Consider the following 19443-nt stretch of genomic DNA (forward strand, 5'->3'; position numbering starts at 1 on the left):
ACCGAGGAGGAGGGCGTCATGACCGAGATCGTGGAGAACCCGTTAGAGGCGCTGTCGGAGTCGTACGTGATCCCGGTGGAGGCCTACTACTCCCGGGAGTACGCGCAGGCGGAGAAGGAGAAGCTCTGGTCCAAGGTGTGGCTGAACGTCGCCCGGGTCTCCGAGCTGCCGAAGTTCGGCGACTTCCTCACCTACGCCATCGCCGACGACGAATTCATCGTCATCCGCACCGGCGACAACACGTTCAAGGCGTACTCCAACGTCTGTTCGCACCGCGGACGTCCACTGGTCGACACCGAACCCGGTGAGCACGACGCGCGCGGCCGCCGCCGGCAGTTCGTCTGCGGCTTCCACGGCTGGCGGTACGACACCGAGGGCGCCTGCACGTACGTCACCGAACCCGAGGACTGGGGCCCGAACGGGCCCGACCTGGACTCCTACCGGCTCCCGCAGGTACAGGTCGACACCTGGGGCGGCTGGATCTGGCTCACGATGAACCCGAACGCCGAGCCGTTACGCGACTACCTGTCGCCGATGGCCGGCCTGCTCGAGCCGTTCCAGCTGGAGAACATGCGCTGCCGCTGGCGTCGGTGGCTGGAGTTCGACTGCAACTGGAAGGTCGCGCTCGAGGCCTTCATGGAGACCTACCACGTGCCGGTGACGCACCCGGAGTTCCGCGTCTTCGGCAGCTTCCTCGGCTGGTCGCGGGCCCAGGGAACGCACAGCCACATCGGCTACGACGCTCCCAAGGGCATGGAGGAGAACCAGGCGAAGGTCCGCATCGCCCAGGGCACCGAGGACGCCCGCGTCTCGACCGCCACGATGCAGAACTTCACCTGGGAAGCGGTGAACACCAACACCACCCAGACGCTTGTCGACGCCGCCAACCGCCTCGTCGACGAACTGCCGGAAGGCACCCCGCCCGACGTCGTCCTCAAGCACTGGCTGAGTTCGGCCCGGCGCGACGACGAGGAGCGCGGGGTGATCTGGCCGAGCCCCACCCCGGAGCAGACCGCCGCGAGCGGCACCGCCTGGCAGGTCTTCCCGAACTTCCAGATCGGCCACGGCCTGAACAACGCGCTCTGCTACGGCGCCCGCCCGCTGGGCGACGACCCGAACAAGTGCATCTTCGAGGCCGCTGTCTACGAAATCTTCCCGCCCGGCGAGGATCCGCAGGCGCCGTGGATCAAGACCCCGGTCGACGACGAGTACTGGGAGACGCACATCGTGCTGCCCCAGGACTTCTCGAACATGGCCGCGATCCAGAAGGGCATGAAGCGGCACGGGTTCGCCGGTAACAAGCCGAACCCGTATCGCGAGCGGGGCATCGTCAACTTCCACCGCAACCTCGCGCGATACATGGGAACCGGAGCGCCGCGTGAGCTCTGACAGCCTGCAGTCCTGCGCACCGACGCAGACGCCTGACGTCGACCACAATTTTCTGAGAGAGAAGTTCCGCGCCGAGCGGGACAAGCGACTGCGTCCGGAGGGCGGCGAGCAGTACCTGGTGACCGAGGGGGAGTTCGCCGAGTTCTACGAGGCCGACCCCTACACCCCGGTCGTGCCGCGACTGCCGATCCACGAGGACGTCGAGGTCGTCGTCCTCGGCGGTGGCTTCTCCGGGCTGCTCGCGGCCGGTCGGATCAAGCAGGCCGGCATCTCCGACGTGCGGATCATCGAGCTCGGCGGTGACTTCGGCGGTGCCTGGTACTGGAACCGGTACCCGGGCATCCAGATCGACACCGACGCCACCGCGTACCTCCCGCTGCTGGAAGAGATCGGGTATCTGCCGACGCAGAAGTACTCGCTGGGCGACGAGGTTTTCGAGCACTGCCAGCGGATCGGCAAGCACTTCGGGCTGTACGACAACGCGATCTTCCACACGCTGGTGCGGTCGCTGCATTGGGACGCGTCGATCAGCCGCTGGCGGGTCGGGACGAACCGGGACGACGACATCCGGGCGCGGTTCGTGGTGATGGCCCAGGGGCCGTTCCACCGGCCGAAGCTGCCGGGTATCCCGGGGATCGCGGACTTCGAGGGGCACACGTTCCACACCGCGCGGTGGGACTACCAGTACACCGGCGGTGACGTCCGGGGCGGGCTCGACCGCCTGGGGGACAAGCGGGTGGCGATCATCGGCACCGGCTCGAGCGGTGTGCAGACGATCCCGCACCTCGCGGCCGCCGCGCAGCACCTGACCGTGTTCCAGCGGACGCCGTCGTACATCAACGAGCGGGGCAACGTCGAGATCACGCAGGAGTGGGCCGACTCCTTGCAACCCGGGTGGCAGGAGGAGCGGCGGCGCAACTTCCACACCGCGGCGTTCGAGGCGTTCGCGCCCGGTCAGCCGGACCTGATCTGTGATGGCTGGACCGAGATCTCCCGGAACCTGCAAGCTCATCTGGACGCGACGAACGGTTGGTCGGCCCTGACCGACCCCGTGCGCTTCATGGCACTCCGGGAAGAGATCGACCACCGGTACACCGAGCGGCTCCGACAGCGGGTCGCGTCGATAGTGGACGACCCGGAGACGGCCGAGAAGCTCAAGCCGTACTACAACTACATGTGCAAGCGGCCGTGCTTCAACGACGAGTACCTGCCGGCGTTCAACCGCTCGAACGTGACGCTGGTGGACGTGTCTTCGTCGCGTGGCGTGGAGCGGATCACGGCTCGCGGGGTGGTGGCTTCCGGCGTGGAACATCCGGTGGACTGCATCATTTTTGCCTCCGGGTTCGAGGCCACCACCGACCTGGACCGGAAGATGGGTGTGAAGCCGTTCGCCGGGCGGGACGGGCTGTCGCTCTACGACCACTGGGGCGACGGGTTCAAGACGCTGCACGGGATGATGAGCCACGGGTTCCCCAATGCGTTCTTCGTCGGGTTCATCCAGGGCGGCATCACGGCGGCGGTCACGTCGGTGTTCGAGCAGCAGGCCGAACACATCGCGTACGTGATCCGGGAGTCGCTCGCGCGGGGCGCCACCGTCGTGGAGCCGTCGGAAGAGGCGCAGGACGCGTGGGTGCGGACCGTGCGGGAGACCGCGTTCGACAACTCGGACTTCTCGCGCGCCTGCACGCCGGGGTACTTCAACGGCGAGGGTGAGCCTCGCCTACGGTCCCAGTTCGGCGAGCCGTACGGCCCGGGTTTCTACGCGATGGGCGATCTGTTGCAGGAGTGGCGTTCGGCCGGCGACCTCAAAGGCCTGACGCTGACCTGAGCGACGACTTCCGGGGCCTACGACGAGTCCCCGGGCCTACGCAGCGCCCGCGTAGGCCCGGGGACTCGTCGTAGCGCCGGTTTTCAGTAGCCTCGCCTGGCCAGCGCGATCGCTTCCCGCTCGAGGTCGTCGCGGAAGGAAGGGTGGGCTACCGCGGCCAGGCGGCGGGCGCGCTCGGGGATGCTCCGGCCCGTGAGCTCCGCCGCGCCGAACTCCGTCACGACGACGTCGACGTCGCTGCGTGGGGTGGTGACCGGGCCCTGCAGTGCGGCCGTGATCCGGCTGACCGTTCCTCGCCGAGCGGTGGACGGCAGCGCGATCACCGAACGACCCCCGGGCGACCGCGCCCCGGCACGCACGAAGTCCGCCTGGCCCCCGGTACCGCCCAGATACGAATCCCCGCTCTGCTCGGCGTTCACCTGACCGGTGAGGTCCACCTCGACCGCCGAATTGATCGCGACGAGCCGCTCCAACCGCGCGAGCACCGCCGCGTCGTGCGTGTACGTGGCCGGGTACATCGTGAGCGCCGGGTTGCGGTCGGCGAACGCGTACAACCGCCGCGTCCCGATCAGCGCCCCGCACACCGACACCCCGGTGTCGATCGACTTCCGCGCGTTCGTCACCACCCCCGCCTCGACGAGGTCCACCAGCGCGTCGCCGACCAGCCCCGAGTGCACCCCGAGGTCACGCCGGTCGGTGAGCAGCTGCAGCACGGCGTCCGGCACCGCGCCGACCCCGACCTGCAGCACCGACCCGTCCTCGACGAAGCCGGCGACGTGCGCGGCGATCGCCCGGTCGGTCGCACCGATCCGAGCGGGCGGCACCTCGACGGGCGTCCGGGAGACCTCGACGGAGAAGTCGATCGCCGACGCCGGGAGCGTCATGCCGTACGTGAACGGCACCTGGTCGTTCACCTCGGCCACCACGAGCCGGGCCGTCGCGACCGCCGTCCGCACGTGGTCGCTGATCAGCCCGTAGCTGTGCTCCCCGCGCGCGTTCGGCGCGCTGACCTGGATGAACGCGACGTCACACCCGATCGTTCCGGCCGCGATCAGCGACCCGATCCGGCCGACGTGGCAGGGGATGACGGTGAGCCGGTGCTCCGCGGTGAGCGCGCGCAGCGCACCGATCGCGCCCATGCTCGACACCGCGAACGACTTCGTCGCCGCCGGCGTGAACAGCCCGGAGAAGCTCGACGCGATGAACACCGACAGGTCGCCGATCGCCGGACCCTGTTCGATGAGCGCCTCGATCAACGTGGTGGGCTCGCCACAGGCCTGGCCGATCACGATCCGGTCGCCACGGCGAAGGAGTTGTTCCAGCATCAGTACGACTTCGGCAGTCCGAGAACCTTCTCGGCGAGAAAGTTCAGGATCAGGTGCGGGCTCACCGGCGCGGTCCGGGGGATGAGGATCTCCCGCAGATAGCGCTCGACGTGGTACTCCTGCGCGTACCCCATGCCGCCGAGCGTCAGCATCGCGGTGTGGCACGCCTCGAAACCGGCCTCGGCGGCCAGGTACTTCCCGGCATTGGCCTGCACACCGCAGTCGAGCCCCTGGTCGAACCGGGTGGCGGCGTTCAGCACCAGAAGGTTCGCGGCCTCGAGCTGGGCCCAGCACTTGGCGAGCGGATGTTGGATTCCCTGGTTCATGCCGATCGGCCGGTCGAACACGATCCGTTCCCGCGCGTAGGCGGCCGCCCGGTTGATCGCTGCTCGCCCGAGCCCGACCGCTTCGGCGCCGAGCAGGATCCGCTCCGGGTTCAGCCCGTGCAGGATGATCCGGAACCCGTCGCCTTCGGCGCCGATCCGGTCTTCGACCGGAATCTCCAGGCCGTCGAGGTACAGCGTGTTCGAGTCCACCGCGTGCCGGCCCATCTTCTCGATCAGGTGGACGTCGATCCGCGACCTGTCGAAGTCGGTGAAGAACAGCGACAGTCCGTCGGTCTTGCGCTGCACCTCGTCGAGGGGCGTCGTGCGGGCGAGCAGCATGATCTTGTCCGCTTCGCGGGCGACCGAGATCCACACCTTCTCCCCGTCGACGACGTACCCGCTGTCGGTGCGCCGGGCACGCGTGCGGATCTTCGTCGTGTCCAGGCCGGCGTCGGGTTCGGTGACCGCGAAGCACATCAGCTGTTCACCGCGCAGGATCGGCGGGATCATGCGTTCGCGCTGCTCGGGTGTGCCGAACTCGATCACCGGCTGCATGCTGAACACCGGGCCGTGAATGCTGGACGCCGCGGCCATGCCACCGCCGGACTCGGCGACGGCCTGCATCATCACGGCGGCCTCGGTGATGCCGAGCCCGGCACCGCCGACCGACTCGGGCATCGCGACACCGAGCCAGCCGGCCTTGGCCATCGCGGCGTGGAAGTCGCGGGGGAACGCGCCGTCGCGGTCGCGGGCGAGCCAGTAGTCGTCGGGGAACTGGGTGCAGTACTCGAGCACGCCGTCGCGGATTCCCTGCTGGTCTTCGTCGAGCATCATCATGCGTGTTCACCGAGGCGGGGTGCGGGGCCGGAGATTCGTGCGGGCGTGCGGGAGAACCCCACCGGGGGACCGGGGAAGCGCACCGGCCCGTACGGCGAATCGACCGTCTCGAAGAATCCGACGTCGTTCAGGTGCTCGTTGGTGAACAGGTCGTCCAGGCTGCGCACCGGTGCGGCCGGGATTTCGAGCGAGCGCAGCAGGTCCAGCCAGTCCTGCGTGGTGCGTTCGAGGAACGTTCTGCCCAGCAGTTCGTAGACGGTGTCGATGCGTTGCGCGCGCAGAGCCAGCGTCGCGAAGCGGTCGTCGGCCCACGGCGGGTCGACAGCGCCGACGAAGGCGTCCCACTGCTTGTCGTTGTAGACCAGCGCGGACACGTAGCCGTCCTTGGTGCGGTAGGGGCGCCGGTTCGGCGCGAGCGCCCGGGGATAGGCCGCCGGGCCCAGCGGGGGATCGAACAGCGCGCCGTTCGCATGCTCGACCAGCATGAACGCGGCCATCGTCTCGAACATCCCGACCTCGACCTCCTGGCCCTCGCCGGTCCGTTCGCGGTGGAACAGCGCCATGGCGGTGGCGTAGAGGGCGGTCATCCCGGCGATCTTGTCGGCCATGATCGTGCCGACGTACCCGGCGGTGCCGGTCAGCTGCTCCTGCACGTAGGGGAGCCCGCACTCGGCCTGGATCGTGTCGTCGTAGGCGGTCAGGTCGGCGTCCGGGCCGCCCCGGCGGTAGCCGTAGCAGTTCGTGTAGACGATCGCCGGGTTGATCGCGGCGACCCGCTCGTAGCCGAACCCGAGGCGGTCGATCGCGCTGGCCCGCATCGAGTGGACGAACACGTCGCCGTCGGCGATCTCGGCGCGTAACCGGGCTTTGCCCTCGTCGGTCCGCAGATCCAGGACGACGCTTCTCTTGCCGCGGTTGACGTTGACGAAGACGCCGCTCATCGCCGGCTCCGGGCCGACCGAGATGTACCGGGTGCTGTCCCCGCCCGGCGGTTCGATCTTCAGGACGTCGGCGCCCAGGTCGGCCATCATCTGAGTGCAGTACGGGCCCATGACCATCGTGGTCAGGTCGACGACTCGGACACCCGCCAGTGGACCAGTGTGTGTCATGCAAACTAGTCAATCATTACAAGGATTGTGATATCAAGGGTGCGTGCAGTCGATCGCTGAAGTGCTCGACGAGGCTCTCGACCGGGACGCCGAGGCGCCCGCCGTCCAGGCGGCCTCCGGCATCTGGTCCTACGCGGACCTCGACGAACAGGCGCACCGCGCGGCCGGGGCGCTCTGGGCGCTGGGGGTCCGGCCCGGTGACCGCGTCGCCGCGTGCCTGCCGAACGACCTCGACATCGTCGCCGCGTTCCACGGCGCGCAGCGCATCGGAGCGATCTGGGCCGGCGTGGGCGAGGCGCTCGTTGCCGCCGAGCAGGCAGAGCTCGTCGAACTGATCACGCCGACGGTCGTGCTGGCGGGCCCGCGCTGCCATGTCGACGGGGTGCCGCTCGACCGCTGGCGGGCACTGCTGTCCGACGCGTCGTCCGCGCCGACCCTGCGGACTTCGCCCGAGGCCCCCGCCGGCATCGCGTTCACCAGCGGAACGTCCGGCCGGCCCAAGGCCGTCGTCCACAGCCAGAACAATGTGTTGACGCCGGGCGCGGTGCTCGTGAAGACCCGGGGGTACGGTCCCGACCTGCGCAAGGGCGACAGCTTCCCGTTCACGATCCTGAACCTGATGGTGCTCTCGACGCTGCTCACCGCCCAGGCCGGTGGGTGCGCGATCGTGATGGACCGCCGCGACGTCGACGGGGTCACCGAGTGGATCGACGCCACCCGGGTGACCGTCTGGAACGGCGCGCCGGCACAGGTGCACGACCTCGCACGGCGTCCGGACGCACCGATCGGCTCGTTGCGCGAGGTGTGGAGCGGTGGGAGCGACACCCCCGACGCGTTGCGGTCCGCGTTCGCGAACGCGCACGGTGGCCTGGTGCCTCGAGCCACGTACGGGCTCACCGAGGCGCCGACCGTCGTCTCGATCGACCCTCCGGGCGGCCAGTGGCGTCCGGGCACCAGCGGCCAGGTGTTACCGCACTACGACGTCGCGGCCTACGACGACGACGGCCACCGGTTGCCGCCCGGCGAGCGCGGCGAACTCCGGCTCGCGGGCACGCCCGGAGGCCCGTGGACGCCGCTGCTGGGGTACTGGGAGTCGGGCGGGATCCGTGCTCCGGAACCCGGCCCGGTGCCGACCGGCGACATCGGTTCCGTGGACGAGGATCGGTGGCTGACTGTCGTCGATCGGAAAAAGCTCGTGATCGTGCGGGGCGGTGCGAACGTGTACCCGCTGGAGGTCGAGCGGGTGATCGCTACTCATCCCGGGGTGGTGCGGGTGGCGGTGTGCGGGGTGCCGGACGAGCGGCTCGGGCAGCGGGTGGTGGCGCTGGTGGAGGGGCAGGTCGATCTCTCCGGCCTCACGGCGCTGTGCCGGGGAGCGCTCGCGGGGTACAAGGTGCCGGAGCAGTGGATCGAAGTCGACGCGCTGCCGGTCAATCCGATGGGCAAAGTGCAGCGCACGGCGCTGCCGGAGCTCGTCCGAAGGGGGTCCGGCCATCGCTGCTAAGTTTGCAATCATGGAGCTTGCAGGAACTGAGCCGACTAAAATCGGGCAGTTGCGGATGGCGGAGCAGGTCGCCTCGGCGCTGCGCGATCGGATCCTCGCCGGAGGCATCCGCGACGGTTCGTCCCTGCCGAAGCAGGATCAGCTCGTCGCCGAGTTCGGGGTGAGTTACCCGTCGGTGCGCGAAGCGCTGCGCATCCTGGAGACCGAAGGCTTCATCACCGTGCGGCGCGGCAACCGGGGTGGGGCGATCGTGCACGCGCCCGACATCGGCACGGCCGGGTACGCGCTCGGGCTCACGTTGCAGGCGATGCAGGTGAAGGTGCCCGATCTCGGGGCTGCGTTGTCGACGCTCGAACCGTTGTGTGCGGCGCACTGTGCCGCGCGGGCCGACCGGAAGAAGACTGTCGTGCCGCGGCTGCGTGAGCTGTTGATCCGCAGCGAGGCCGCGATCGACGACGGGGCGGTGTTCACGCGGACGTCGCGCGAGTTCCACGACGCGGTCGTGAGTTACGACCCGAACGCCACGTTGCGGGTCGTGGTGCAGAGCCTGACGTCGCTGTGGTCGGTGCAGGAGGAGGCGTGGGCGGACGCGCAGATGTCGCGGGGTTCGTACCCGTCGCACGGCGACCGTGAGGCGGCGCAGCACGCGCACGAGCGTCTGCTGGAGAGCATCGAGGCCGGCGACGCCGAGTCGGCGAGCCGGATCGCCGAGGAGCACCTCACCGCGGCGCAGCGCGTGGTGTGCCGCACGTTGAAGACCACCGTGATCGACGCGGCCTCCGACCGAAGCCGCAAACGCTTCCGCCGAGGCTGACGCGCCGCGGTCGCGGACGCTCCGTCCGGCCGGCCCTGTCGGCCGCGGTCGGGTGGCCGGGTGGCTGGGTGGCCGGTGGCCGGGGCGGTTGGATGCGGTCTGGATCGCGATGCGGAGGAGGCCAGGGATGGCGGATCGGACCGTCGCTGATCGGATGACGGATCTCGAGGGGCGCATCGCGATCGTCACCGGGGCGTCGTCGGGGTTGGGGGCGGCGGTGGCTCGGGCGCTTGCCGGGCTGGGGGCGCGGGTTGCTCTGGTCGGGCGGCGGAAGGATCGGATCGAGGCGCTCGCCGGGGAGCTCGGGGGGTTGGCCGTGCCGTGCGACCTCGCCGATTCGTCACTGGTCGGTGCCGTGGTCCCGGCCGTGGCGGAGGGCCTCGGGCCACCGGAGATCCTGGTCAACGCCGCGGGCAGCATGTTCACCGAGGCGCGCGCCGAAGACGAACCGCTCGACGCGATCTCGAGCACGCTGTCGCTCAACCTCATGGCCCCGTTCCTGCTCGCACAGGGCGTCTTCCCGCACATGCGGGACCTCGGCCGCGGATCGATCGTCAACGTGTCGTCGATCAGCGGACGCGTCGGCATCCCCGGCATCCCGCAGGCGTCGTACGCGGCGAGCAAAGCCGGACTCTCCGGCCTCACCGCCGAACTCGCCGTGCAGTGGGCGCGCCACTCGATCCGCGTGAACACCGTCGCTCCCGGTTTCTTCCGCAGCGAGATCACCGGTCCCCTCTACGAGGGGGAACGCGGAGCCGAGTACCTCCGCCGCAACACCCCGTTACCCATGGAGGGCTCCCCAGAGGACGTCGTGGGCGCCATCCTCTGGCTCACCAGCGACGCCGGCCGCTACGTGACCGGCCAGACCATCGTCGTGGACGGCGGCTGGACCGCCCGCTGACGATCCCCGGCCGCAGCGGCCGGTGGCCGCTCTCGTACCGCGCGAACCCCTTATGCGACCACGCCGAGGATCAGGAAGCCGTTCAACCCGATGATCACGGCTGACGCGGTGGCCAGGGCCGCGGTCGTGAGGCGGCGATTGACCATTTCCCGCATCACGGACCTGTCCCGCGTCAACACGAGCAACGGAACCAGCGCGAACGGGATGCCGAACGAGAGCACGATCTGCGAAACCACGAGCGCCTGACTCGGATTCACAGCGGTACACAGCACCACCAGCGACGGCAGCATGGTGAGCCCGCGCCGCAGGAACAGCGGGATCCGCCGGTCGAGAAACCCCGACATCACGACCTGCCCCGCATACGTCCCGACACTCGCCGACGCGAACCCCGACGCGATCAACGCGACCCCGAACGCGAGAGCGGCGCCCGGCCCGGCCACGGCGCCGAGCGTGCCATGGATGTCACCGAGATCGGCCCCGACCTCACCGGGAAGCGCGGCCGCGACGCACAGCATCGCGAGGTTGATCGCCCCGGCTGTGCCGAGTCCCACGACGCAGTCCCAGCGGTTCAGCCGCAACCGACGCCGTCGCTCGGTCACGTCGTCAGGCGTGAACCCCGGCGTACGCAGCGCCGAATGCGCATAGATCACGTGCGGCATCACGGTCGCGCCCACGATCCCCACGACGAGCGGCACCGAACCCCCCGGTACCTGCGGCACCAACCCACCCGCAAGCGCTCCCCAGCGCTGCGCACCGGCCACGAACAGCAAATACACAAAGCCGCCTGCGACGACGACCAGCAGCGCGACGATCGCGATCACGAACCGTCGCTGTCCTCGCTGTTCGAGCGCGAGGATCATGAACGCGACCACCGCGGTGAGCAGGCCCGCCGGCAGCAGCGGCATACCGAAAACGAGGTGCAGCCCTACCGCTGCCCCGACGAACTCAGCGAGGTCCGTGGCCATCGCGACCACCTCGGCCTGCAGCCAGAGCACGATGTTCGTGCGGCGTCCGAACCGTGCGCGGCACAGTTCGGGCAGACTGCGTCCGGTCGCGAGCCCGGCCTTCGACGTCACGTACTGCACGAGCGTGGCGACGAGATTCGCCACCACGATCACCCACGCCAACCGGTACCCGAACTCGGCCCCGCCCGCGAAGTTCGTCGCGAAGTTTCCCGGATCCACATAAGCCACAGCCGCCACGAACGCCGGTCCCACCGCCGCGAACACCACCCGGTGTCTGGACGGAGCAATCGTCACTCGGGGGAGAGTTCGATGATCGCGTGGACGGGGCAGTCGAGGAGGGCTCGGTGGACGTCGGCTTCATCGGGTGGCTGGACGGTGCCGTTGCCGATGAGGGACGCGTAGCCCCAGTCGTCGAGGGAGAAATGCTCGGGGGCGTGCTTGGCGCAGATGCCGAAACCGTCGCACAGCGTGCGGTCGAGTTTGATCCTCACGGGAACGTCACCTCGAAGGGTTTGTCGGCGCGGTACGGGGTGCTGTTGCAGCTCGTGCAGGTGCCGTCCAGGTGCTGCTCCACCTCGGAGGGAAACTCGCGCAGGAGGCTCGCTGCGACGTTCGTGGCACCGTCGAGCGTGCCGCAGGCTCCGCGGCCGCGGAGCACCACCGACCAGCGCGCCAGGCGGTCGACGTCCGCCTGCTCGGCGACACCGTCGCGGAGAGCGGCGGTGACCGCGCTCATCGCGGCCGTGCCGTTGAAGCACGAACCGCACTGGCCGGCGTTTTCGCGGTCGAAGTACGCCAGAACCGAGGCGGCGACCGCGACCGCGCAGTCGTTCGTGGTCAGGAGAGCGATCGCGCCGCAGCCCAGGCCCGTGTCGAAGCGGCGTGCGGTTTCGTGGTCGAGGGTGAGGTCGAGGATCCGCCGGTTCACGACCCCGGCGAAGTAGCCGCCCATGAGCGCGCCGCGTAGATCGTCGGCGTCGACGCCGTGGAGCGTGAGCAGGTCGCCGAACGGGAGGCCGTGCGGGAGCTCGTAGAGGGCGGGGCCCGGGCCGCCGGTCACCGTCGCCAGGAACGTGCCGGGGGAGCCCGGCGTCCCGTGTGATCGGAACGCGTGCGCCCCGTGCCGGACCAGCCAGGCGAGGTTCGCCAGCGTCTCCACGTTGCTGACCAGCGTCGGCCGCCCCTCGACCCCTTCCTCGTACGGCCGCGGCGGCTTGTCCGTGGGCAACGCCTGCCCACCCCCGATCGCCCGCACTACCGCGGTCTCCTCCCCAGCCACATAGGCCGCCCCCACCTCCACCACAACAACCTCCACCCCAGCCCCCCACCCGCCCGCATCCGTGCGTGCGGAAGCGGCGTCGCGCGGCCGCGCACCGGCTCCGGTCGCGGCGCCGGCGACGTCGCGGATGGCGTTGGCGGAGGCTGGGTGGGAGACGTAGACGTAGGTGGTTTCTGCGCCCACGGCGTGGGCGGCGGCGCGGAGGCCGTCGAGGACCAGGCGGGGGCGGTGGCGGAGTAGCCAGCGGTCTTTGGCTGACATGGGCTCGCCCTCCTCGCCGTTGGCGACGACGACCGCCGGGCGGCCCGACGACGCGACCGAGCGGAGCTTCACGCCGAGCGGAAACGCCGCGCCGCCCCGCCCGAGCAACCCCGACTCGTCGACGAGATCGAGCAACTCCTCCGGCGAGGGCAACACCAATTCAGCCTCGGAGTCCGCGCCGAGAATCCGCGAATCCGCGCCGGGAACGATACGAATACTCGTCCACGCCGTTATTGAATCCATCGAAGCCCCTAGAATTCAGCCATGAGAACAGCGGTGGTCCGGATCAACGTCGACCCGCGTGCGGAACTCGAACAATCAACCCTCCGGGAGCGCATGGAGGCCCTCTCGAGAGAGGCAGAAAAAGCGGGCCTGGAATTGGTCAGCATCAATCTGGACACCCTGCCCCCGAACCGCCGTGAATTACAGTTCCTCGCCGCCACCGACGACCCCACCACAGTGCGCGCCACCGCCTCGACACTCTGCCGACGCGCGTTCGGCGTCGAACCGAATGCCGGAGCCGTGACGTACCTGAGCCGCGGCACGGACGACGACGCAGCAGGCGTCCTGGCGGGTTTCGGACTGACCGGAACGATCTCCCGAAGCCTCGACGACGACGGTTACGACGTCGTCGAGGTCCGGTTGCGCAGGTCCGACCTCGCTCGCATCCCGGAAAGCCGGGTTCAGACCGCGCTCGAGGCCGCGCTCAACGCCGAGGTGCGCCTACTCGTCGAGGAACTTCAGGATTGAGGGCGCGGCCTGCACCCACGTATCGAACATGTTGTACCGATCGACTCGCCCGGCCGCCCGGTCCTCGGTGGCCCGCTCCCACGCGTCCTCCGGCCACGGCGGATCGATCACCACGCTGCCTTCGATCAGGCAGCTGACCTCGAGCGACGTGCGCTTCGGGTGATACCAGTCGTCCTTGCCGCCGCGGATGATCAGCGTCGGGACGCGGATGTTCGTGAAGTCGAGGTCGTCGACGCCCGGGATGGTCTGGCCGGGCTTCGACACGTACGCGTTGAGCCAGCGCAACATCAGCGCGAGGAACTCGTCGCGATCGAGCGCGCGGAGCCGGTCGGCGTTGGCGGGGTTCGCCGCGACGCGTTCCTGCCATTCCGGCAGGTCGAACAGCCCTTCGATGCCTTTGGCCTGCACCGCCTGAATGCTCGGCAGCGCGTAGAAAGCGCCGAGGGCGAACGAGCCGAACACGCCCCCGACGATGTTCCAGACGACCAGCTTCGTCGCGAGTTCCGGGTAGAGCATCGCGGTCAGCATCGAGTCCCGAGCGCCGCCGGAGCCGCCGGCGAGGACGCAGGGGCCTTCGCCGAGTTCGGTGAGCAGGCCTTTCAGCGTCGCCGCGCGCATGTGCGACTCGGTTGCCCCGAAGAACTGGACGTCGGAGGCCCCGGTATTGGGCCGGTCCCACAGAAGGACCCGTCGCCCGCCGTCCACGAGTGCTTCGGCCAACGGCCGTAACCCCTCGATGTCCTTGCTGAATCGGCCGCCCGGCGTGAGAACTATCAACTCTCCGGACTCACCCAGAATCTCGTGGACGACATTCCCGCCGTTGATCTCCATCGATCTCCTCACGCGGTTACGAGTACGTCATTTCCGACCACCCGCACCGGATACGTGCGGATACTCCATTCCGGCTTCACGGCAGTGGTGCCGGTGGCGAGTTCGAATCCCCATTGGTGCCACGGGCAGTAGATGTATTCCAGGTCGCGCACCATCACCGCGTCGCCCGGAACGCTTTCGTCGACGACGGTTCGTCCCCGCGCCCGCCCCTTGCACAGAGGGCCACCCTCGTGCGGGCAGTAATTCGCGATCGCGTAGAACGTGCCGTTGACGTTGTAGACGCCGACGCCGTGCCGCCCGATCGGCACCACCTTGAAACTGCCGGGCGGAATCTCGTCCAGCGTCGCCACCGCGTGTTCCCGCCCCTGCGCCAGCCTCGCCGGCGTCGCGGCCGCGGGTCGACCGCCCTCGGGAGCGTCACCAGACACGGGTTTGGCTTTCCACGGCGGGAACCGTCGACGGCAGTTTGTAGGTCTCGATGCCGTTCTTGAACATGACCGCCTCGCGGGCGTGCTCCGGCAGGTGCTTGAGCAGCCACTTCGGGTCGTCGAACGTCCAGTGCGGGTAGTCGGACGAGAACAGCAGGATCTTCTCGGCCTCCATCCACTCGAGCGCCCGGGTCAGTTCGGTCTTGTCCTCCGGGTAGTCCAGCGGCTGGGTGGTGAACTTGATGTGGTCCTTGACGTACTCCGACGGCTTGCGCTTGATTCCCATCCAGGACTTCCGGGCCGCGTAGATCGCGTCCATCCGCCACATCAGCGGCAGGATCCAGGTGAACGCGTGCTCGACCAGCACGATCCGGAGCGTCGGGAAGCGGTCGAAGACCCCGTCGAAGACCAGGCTCATGACCTGGTTCGCGGCCAGCAGCGAGTACGTGACCATGAAGTCGTGGTTGTAGCTGGGGAACCCGACCGGCGGCATCGGCATCGTCTCGAAGTTGCCGCGGGAGAGGTGGCAGCTGACTGTGATGTCGTGCTTGGTGGCTGCCGCCCAGACCGGGTCGTAGATCGGGTTTCCCCAGGCCGGGCGGGGTTCCGCCTTGATCAGCACCTGCGCCATGTACGGGTGGCCGACCCACTTCTCGATCTCGCGCGCCGCGCCGTCCGGGTCTTCGATGGCGACGCAGATCGAGCCGCGCCAGCGCTCGTGCCAGTTGTTGCGGCTGTCGAGCCAGTGGTTGGCCAGCCACTCGTTCGTCGCGGTGGCCATCGCCGAGGTGGCCTCGGGAATGCGCGTGAACTTCGAAGCCGGCTCGAGGATCGCGATGTCGGACCCGGCCTCGATGATCAGCTGCTTGAACATCATGTCGGGGTCGCTGCCCGGAAAGCCACCGTCAGCCGGAAAGGTGTCCACGCGCATGGCGTAGGCGTGCGCGTAGTCCGGCGCGTCGTAATTGATCGTGTCGCCGACCGGATGCGAGAGCGCGAACTTCCGCCACTTGTCCGGGATGTACTCCGCGATCGCACCGACCCGCGGAACGGGGTGCACATCCGAGTCGACGACACGCACCGGCACCTGCGCAGTACTGGGGATCATGACGCCACTCCTTCAGGGACGGGAAGGCCGTACAGATCGGCGGCGTTGCGCCAGAGGATCCGGTCGCGCTGTGCGTCGCTCAGTGCGGACGGCAGGTCGCCGGGCTTCGCGTGCTGCCAGTGCGGATAGCTGGACCCGAACATCACCATCCGGTCCTTGCCGGTGAAGTCCAGCCACTCGCCCGCGAAGTCCGTGTCTCCGGGGCCGTCCAGACTTCCCTGCACGAAGAAGACGCGACCCGGCAGGTAGTCGCTCGGGATCTTCGGCGCCCACGGCGTCTGCTCGAGGTGCGGCCGGCCGAACACGTCCATGCGCCAGCTGAACGGCGTCAGGAAGTCCGCGGCGCCGTCGGCCCAGACGAACTTCAGCGCGTCGAAGCGCTCGAAGACGCCTTCCGCGATCATGTTCATCTGGTGGTAGAGGTAGTTCAGCGCCATGAACCCGAGGTAGCCCTCGTAGGTGTCGGGGTGGCCCGACGGGGTCGGCGGGTACCCGACGCCCTGGCCGGCCTCGATGTGCGCGGCCACCGGAAGGCCCGCGGCGGCCGCGGCTTCCCAGAGCGGCCAGAACTGCGGTTTGCCGTAGGGCTCGCGGGACTGCATCGGCACGGCGACCTGCACGACCTGCGGGTGGTCCCGATAGCGCTCGACCTCGCGGAGCGCGCCGGGGATGTCCTCGGGGTTGACGCGAATCGTGCCGCGGTACCGCTGGTCGGCGGCGAGCCAGCGGGTGACGAGCATGTCGTTGTGCGCGGCGAGCACCGCTGACGTCAGGTGGCGGTCGGGGAGAGTCCCCCGGCTCATCGGGTGCAGGATCGCGAGGTCCGCGTACTCGAAGACGTGCTGCCCGACGACGTCCGGGTCGGAGCCGGGGTAGTGGTCGCCGTCCGCGTGCGGGACGTACTCACCGCCGGGCGCGCCGTACCAGTCCATCTCGTAGTCGGGGATGCCACGGCTCGCGTAGGGCTCGCGGAGGTGGGTCCGGAAGTCGCGATTGTCGCGGAAGAAGATGTGGACGCTCGCATCGATGAGCATGTGCGAACCTAACGTTTGTTCCGGCAGCAGGGCGGGGGCGTAGGGGCTGGAATGCTTACTGCACGCCCTTCTTCTCGAGCACCACCCCATCGCCCTTGATACGCAGGCGGCAGGCCAGCCGCGTCAAGGGCGTACGGAGGCGGCGCGGCATCTTGGTGCGCATGTCGAAGAGCTCCTCGTCGTCCGGCGGAACTGTCGAAAGCTCACCGTCGACGACCTTGACGAAGCAGACCATGCACTCCGCCTGGCCGAAACACTTCGTCGGCCAGGCGACGTCCTGACGCCACGCCGCCTCCGCGACGGACTCCTTCGGTTCGACGTCGAACTCCACGCCCGACGGCTCGACTCGAACCTTTGCCACTTACTCGTCGATCCGCGCGGCGATACCGAGCTGGCTTGCAATGCGCCGGTCGAGCTCCTCGTGCATGTTGCTGATCGACAGTTCGTACTGGCTCGACAACCGCAGCTCGGTGAACCCGGGGGAGTGCGTCCCGCGCTGCTGACGCTCGATGTTGCTGAAGTCCTGCCGCGGGATCAGGCCCCAGTTCTCGGTGTCGTCCTTGTCGAAGACGCCGGCGAGTTCGGCGCGCTCCGGCTCCTGGCCGCGCGGGTACGTGGTCAGCGACCAGACGTCGAAGATGACCCATTCCGGGTCGTCCTTGTACGGACGCGACCGGTACGCGAGGCAGTTCCCGTACATCGGCAGCATCAGGTAGTTCGGGAACATGAAGATGTCCCCACCCCACAGCTGCATCGCCGGGCCCATCGGCGCCATCGGGATGCCCGCGCCCTCGGCGTACTCGTAGAGCGCCATGATCGCCTTCTGGGCGAAGTGGGGGTCGTCCTGCGGGATCTTGTTCCGCAGCCCCTCGAACACGCGCAGGTCGTTCTCGAGCGTCATCGCGTCCTGGCCGGTCACCAGCAGCCGGCCGGCCTCGATGAACTCTGAAGAGTCGTAGATCGGCTCGTACTCGACCTCGCCCTTGCTCGCGCTCTGGAAGCGGGCGTGCCCGTTCTTGAACGTGGTGTAGGCGACCTGCTCGGCCCTTTTCTCGCCGTACTCCTCGTCGTTGCCCATCAGCAGCTGCGGGTGGGTCTGGGTGACGTGGTAACCCTCGAAGAACGCCTCCTGCGCCATCTTCCAGTTGGCGTTGAGGATGACCTGCTTCCACCACTTGACCCGCATGTTGCCGACGCCGACGCCGTCGAGCAGCTTCTGGACGGGGGCGAGGTGCTCGCTCAGCGGACGCGCACCGAGGTCCATGTTGATCCAGACCATGCCCGACCAGGTCTCGACCAGGCACTCGCGGAGCGCCAGGTCGTCCTTGTTGAGGCACGCCGGCTCGAACGCCTTCTCGCCGAAGACGAACGACGACGAACCGTCGAGGTTCCAACGCCAGCCGTGGAACGGGCACACCAGCTGGCCGCCGGGGAGGCGTCCGGCGCCTTTCGCGAGCTCGGTGGCGCGGTGCCGGCAGACGTTGTGCAGCGCCTTGATCGACCGGTCCTTCTGCCGGACGATCAGCACCGAGATCCCGACGATCTCGTACTCGACGTAGTCGCCCGGGTTCGGAAGTTCCTCCTCGCGGGCGGCCATCTGCCAGGTCTTCGTCCAGAGGTGCTTCTTCTCCAGCTCGAAGTACTCGCGGGAGTAGTAACGCTCCTTCGGCACGAACCGGGGATCGGTCATCGGGTGCGGGACCTTGGCCTGGACTTCCGGCGGGTTGACCCCGGTGGGAGCCTCATCGCCCTCGGCCCAGGTGTACTGCGGATTGAGGTCGGCGACGGTCATGTGGGAGCCCTTCGACGTCGGTGTCGGTCGCGAGGGATTTGTCGGCGAGCGCTACGGGCTCAAACCAAACATTCGTTCCGCGACTGTAAAGCCGTGATCTGGGCCACGCAATAGGGTCCGTCCATCCCAGCCTCTGCGCCCCCCGCCCGCCGCCCTAGTGGACGGCTGCGCCCCGACTTCCTTCAAACAGCTTTCGTGACTCCACCATCGACTCGGATGCTCGCACCCGTGGTGAAGCTCGACGCCTCGCTGGCAAGGTGCACGATCAGGGGTGTGAGCTCCTCGGGTCGGCCGATCCGGCCGAGCGGGACGAACGGCACGTTCTCGCCCTCGGGCGGGGCCCAGCCCTTCGACGAATCCGTGCGGAACGGGCCCGGTAGCACGGTGTTCACGCGCACGGTCGGCGCGAATGCCTCGGCGAGCGAGACCGTCATCGCGTTCAGCCCGGCCTTCGCGCACACGTACGGCAGGTGCCCCGGCCCCGACACCAGCGACCCCGCGGTGCTGATGTTGATGATCGACCCACCGCCGTGGGCGGCCATGTGCGTGCCGGCGTGCACCGCCAACCGAAAAGGACCTTTCAGATTGACGCCGATCGTCTTGTCGAAGAGCTCCTCGCTGATCGAGTCGAGGCTCTCGTAGAGCGGGGACATGCCCGCGTTGTTGACGAGCACGTCGAGCCGGCCGAAGTGTTCCAGCGAGGCCTCGACGAGCCGGTCGCAGTCGTCCCACTTCGCGACGTGACAGGCGATGCCGACGGCCTTCGTGCCGGTGGAGGCGCGTAACTCGGCGGCGACCGCCTCCACCGCCTCGGGCTTCCGCGACGCGACGACGACGTCCGCTCCGGCCTCGGCCAGTGCCTGCACGATCGCCCGCCCCAACCCCCGCGTTCCCCCGGTCACCACCGCGACCTTCCCGGTCAGATCGTTCGACTCCGCCAGTGTGCTCATTGGTCCTCCATC

The 19443-nt window shown here is 68.7% G+C and carries 19 protein-coding genes; 6 read left to right on the forward strand and 13 right to left on the reverse strand.

Going from position 1 to position 19443, the window contains the following annotated elements; all coding sequences use genetic code 11:
* The first annotated feature begins 18 nt into the window (after positions 1–18).
* Both ACGFY5_RS21595 and ACGFY5_RS21600 read left to right on the forward strand, forming a co-directional pair.
* Entirely contained in the window at positions 19–1389 is a 1371-nt protein-coding gene (locus ACGFY5_RS21595; protein ID WP_392722201.1) for an SRPBCC family protein, read from the forward strand.
* A gap of 4 nt (positions 1390–1393) precedes the next feature.
* Positions 1394–3217 (forward strand): flavin-containing monooxygenase, encoded by a 1824-nt coding sequence (locus ACGFY5_RS21600; protein WP_392722576.1) that lies wholly within the window; start codon positions 1394–1396, stop codon positions 3215–3217.
* An 83-nt stretch (positions 3218–3300) separates the two neighbouring features.
* Here ACGFY5_RS21600 and ACGFY5_RS21605 read toward each other — a convergent pair whose 3' ends face one another.
* The 3 genes from ACGFY5_RS21605 to ACGFY5_RS21615 are packed head-to-tail and all read right to left on the reverse strand — an operon-like array spanning position 3301 to position 6814.
* Entirely contained in the window at positions 3301–4542 is a 1242-nt protein-coding gene (locus ACGFY5_RS21605) for an acetyl-CoA hydrolase/transferase family protein (protein WP_392722202.1), read from the reverse strand.
* Positions 4542–5705 carry an acyl-CoA dehydrogenase family protein gene (locus tag ACGFY5_RS21610; RefSeq protein WP_392722204.1) on the reverse strand — a complete coding sequence of 388 codons (1164 nt, stop codon included), beginning with the start codon at positions 5703–5705 and terminating at the stop codon, positions 4542–4544. Before ACGFY5_RS21610 ends, ACGFY5_RS21605 begins: the two co-directional genes overlap by 1 nt.
* The gene (locus tag ACGFY5_RS21615) at positions 5702–6814 is read right to left on the reverse strand and encodes a CaiB/BaiF CoA transferase family protein (protein ID WP_392722207.1); all 1113 of its coding nucleotides are present in this window, start codon (positions 6812–6814) and stop codon (positions 5702–5704) included. The genes ACGFY5_RS21610 and ACGFY5_RS21615 overlap by 4 nt, the downstream gene beginning before the upstream one ends.
* A gap of 43 nt (positions 6815–6857) precedes the next feature.
* On the opposite strand from ACGFY5_RS21615, the gene ACGFY5_RS21620 reads away from it, so the two are divergent.
* The 3 genes from ACGFY5_RS21620 (at position 6858) to ACGFY5_RS21630 (ending at position 10033) form a co-directional block, all read left to right on the forward strand.
* A complete protein-coding gene (locus ACGFY5_RS21620) occupies positions 6858–8318 on the forward strand; it encodes a class I adenylate-forming enzyme family protein (protein WP_392722208.1) in 1461 nt (486 codons plus the stop codon).
* Between the two features lie 10 nt (positions 8319–8328).
* Positions 8329–9132: a FadR/GntR family transcriptional regulator gene (locus ACGFY5_RS21625; RefSeq protein WP_392722210.1), complete on the forward strand. Its 804-nt coding sequence runs from the start codon at positions 8329–8331 to the stop codon at positions 9130–9132.
* A gap of 127 nt (positions 9133–9259) precedes the next feature.
* Positions 9260–10033, forward strand: a complete 774-nt coding sequence (locus tag ACGFY5_RS21630) for an SDR family NAD(P)-dependent oxidoreductase (protein WP_392722212.1) — start codon at positions 9260–9262, stop codon at positions 10031–10033.
* Between the two features lie 50 nt (positions 10034–10083).
* Here ACGFY5_RS21630 and ACGFY5_RS21635 read toward each other — a convergent pair whose 3' ends face one another.
* From ACGFY5_RS21635 to ACGFY5_RS21645, 3 genes are read right to left on the reverse strand one after another with little or no spacing between them, the layout of a single operon-like run.
* On the reverse strand, positions 10084–11292 hold the full coding sequence (locus ACGFY5_RS21635; RefSeq protein WP_392722214.1) for an Nramp family divalent metal transporter: 1209 nt from the start codon (positions 11290–11292) through the stop codon (positions 10084–10086).
* Complete coding sequence (locus ACGFY5_RS21640) at positions 11289–11489, reverse strand: ferredoxin (RefSeq protein WP_392722215.1); 201 nt, start codon at positions 11487–11489, stop codon at positions 11289–11291. The genes ACGFY5_RS21635 and ACGFY5_RS21640 overlap by 4 nt, the downstream gene beginning before the upstream one ends.
* A complete protein-coding gene (locus ACGFY5_RS21645) occupies positions 11486–12781 on the reverse strand; it encodes an NADH-ubiquinone oxidoreductase-F iron-sulfur binding region domain-containing protein (RefSeq protein ID WP_392722216.1) in 1296 nt (431 codons plus the stop codon). The genes ACGFY5_RS21640 and ACGFY5_RS21645 overlap by 4 nt, the downstream gene beginning before the upstream one ends.
* Positions 12782–12802: 21 nt before the next feature.
* Here ACGFY5_RS21645 and ACGFY5_RS21650 point away from each other — a divergent pair, with 21 nt between their 5' ends.
* Positions 12803–13288 (forward strand): hypothetical protein, encoded by a 486-nt coding sequence (locus ACGFY5_RS21650; protein ID WP_392722218.1) that lies wholly within the window; start codon positions 12803–12805, stop codon positions 13286–13288.
* On the opposite strand, the gene ACGFY5_RS21655 is transcribed toward ACGFY5_RS21650, so the two are convergent.
* The 7 genes from ACGFY5_RS21655 to ACGFY5_RS21685 all read right to left on the reverse strand — a co-directional run bounded on the left by ACGFY5_RS21655 (position 13262) and on the right by ACGFY5_RS21685 (position 19431).
* On the reverse strand, positions 13262–14119 hold the full coding sequence (locus tag ACGFY5_RS21655; protein WP_392722221.1) for an alpha/beta fold hydrolase: 858 nt from the start codon (positions 14117–14119) through the stop codon (positions 13262–13264). The two genes, ACGFY5_RS21650 and ACGFY5_RS21655, sit on opposite strands and share 27 nt — an antisense overlap.
* A gap of 8 nt (positions 14120–14127) precedes the next feature.
* Positions 14128–14547: a Rieske (2Fe-2S) protein gene (locus ACGFY5_RS21660; protein ID WP_392722222.1), complete on the reverse strand. Its 420-nt coding sequence runs from the start codon at positions 14545–14547 to the stop codon at positions 14128–14130.
* Complete coding sequence (locus tag ACGFY5_RS21665; protein WP_392722224.1) at positions 14537–15655, reverse strand: amidohydrolase family protein; 1119 nt, start codon at positions 15653–15655, stop codon at positions 14537–14539. Before ACGFY5_RS21665 ends, ACGFY5_RS21660 begins: the two co-directional genes overlap by 11 nt.
* Positions 15652–16689, reverse strand: coding sequence for an amidohydrolase family protein (locus tag ACGFY5_RS21670; protein ID WP_392722226.1), 1038 nt, complete (start codon positions 16687–16689; stop codon positions 15652–15654). Before ACGFY5_RS21670 ends, ACGFY5_RS21665 begins: the two co-directional genes overlap by 4 nt.
* Before the next feature lie 55 nt (positions 16690–16744).
* Entirely contained in the window at positions 16745–17050 is a 306-nt protein-coding gene (locus ACGFY5_RS21675; RefSeq protein ID WP_392722227.1) for a 2Fe-2S iron-sulfur cluster-binding protein, read from the reverse strand.
* The gene (locus tag ACGFY5_RS21680; RefSeq protein WP_392722229.1) at positions 17051–18481 is read right to left on the reverse strand and encodes an SRPBCC family protein; all 1431 of its coding nucleotides are present in this window, start codon (positions 18479–18481) and stop codon (positions 17051–17053) included.
* Positions 18482–18663: 182 nt separating this feature from the next.
* Positions 18664–19431, reverse strand: a complete 768-nt coding sequence (locus ACGFY5_RS21685; protein WP_392722231.1) for an SDR family NAD(P)-dependent oxidoreductase — start codon at positions 19429–19431, stop codon at positions 18664–18666.
* Positions 19432–19443 lie beyond the last annotated feature (12 nt).

The organism is Cryptosporangium sp. NPDC048952 (genome assembly GCF_043197895.1).
In the GTDB taxonomy this organism is placed as follows: domain Bacteria; phylum Actinomycetota; class Actinomycetes; order Mycobacteriales; family Cryptosporangiaceae; genus Cryptosporangium.

Coding starts and splice junctions, on each gene's coding strand:
- ACGFY5_RS21595 (WP_392722201.1), top strand. CDS start 19: ATGACCGAGATCGTGGAGAACCCGTTAGAGGCGCTGTCGGAGTCGTAC.
- ACGFY5_RS21605 (WP_392722202.1), bottom strand. CDS start 4,542: ATGCTGGAACAACTCCTTCGCCGTGGCGACCGGATCGTGATCGGCCAG.
- ACGFY5_RS21610 (WP_392722204.1), bottom strand. CDS start 5,705: ATGATGATGCTCGACGAAGACCAGCAGGGAATCCGCGACGGCGTGCTC.
- ACGFY5_RS21615 (WP_392722207.1), bottom strand. CDS start 6,814: ATGACACACACTGGTCCACTGGCGGGTGTCCGAGTCGTCGACCTGACC.
- ACGFY5_RS21625 (WP_392722210.1), top strand. CDS start 8,329: ATGGAGCTTGCAGGAACTGAGCCGACTAAAATCGGGCAGTTGCGGATG.
- ACGFY5_RS21630 (WP_392722212.1), top strand. CDS start 9,260: ATGGCGGATCGGACCGTCGCTGATCGGATGACGGATCTCGAGGGGCGC.
- ACGFY5_RS21645 (WP_392722216.1), bottom strand. CDS start 12,781: ATGGATTCAATAACGGCGTGGACGAGTATTCGTATCGTTCCCGGCGCG.
- ACGFY5_RS21650 (WP_392722218.1), top strand. CDS start 12,803: ATGAGAACAGCGGTGGTCCGGATCAACGTCGACCCGCGTGCGGAACTC.
- ACGFY5_RS21655 (WP_392722221.1), bottom strand. CDS start 14,119: ATGGAGATCAACGGCGGGAATGTCGTCCACGAGATTCTGGGTGAGTCC.
- ACGFY5_RS21665 (WP_392722224.1), bottom strand. CDS start 15,655: ATGATCCCCAGTACTGCGCAGGTGCCGGTGCGTGTCGTCGACTCGGAT.
- ACGFY5_RS21670 (WP_392722226.1), bottom strand. CDS start 16,689: ATGCTCATCGATGCGAGCGTCCACATCTTCTTCCGCGACAATCGCGAC.
- ACGFY5_RS21680 (WP_392722229.1), bottom strand. CDS start 18,481: ATGACCGTCGCCGACCTCAATCCGCAGTACACCTGGGCCGAGGGCGAT.
- ACGFY5_RS21685 (WP_392722231.1), bottom strand. CDS start 19,431: ATGAGCACACTGGCGGAGTCGAACGATCTGACCGGGAAGGTCGCGGTG.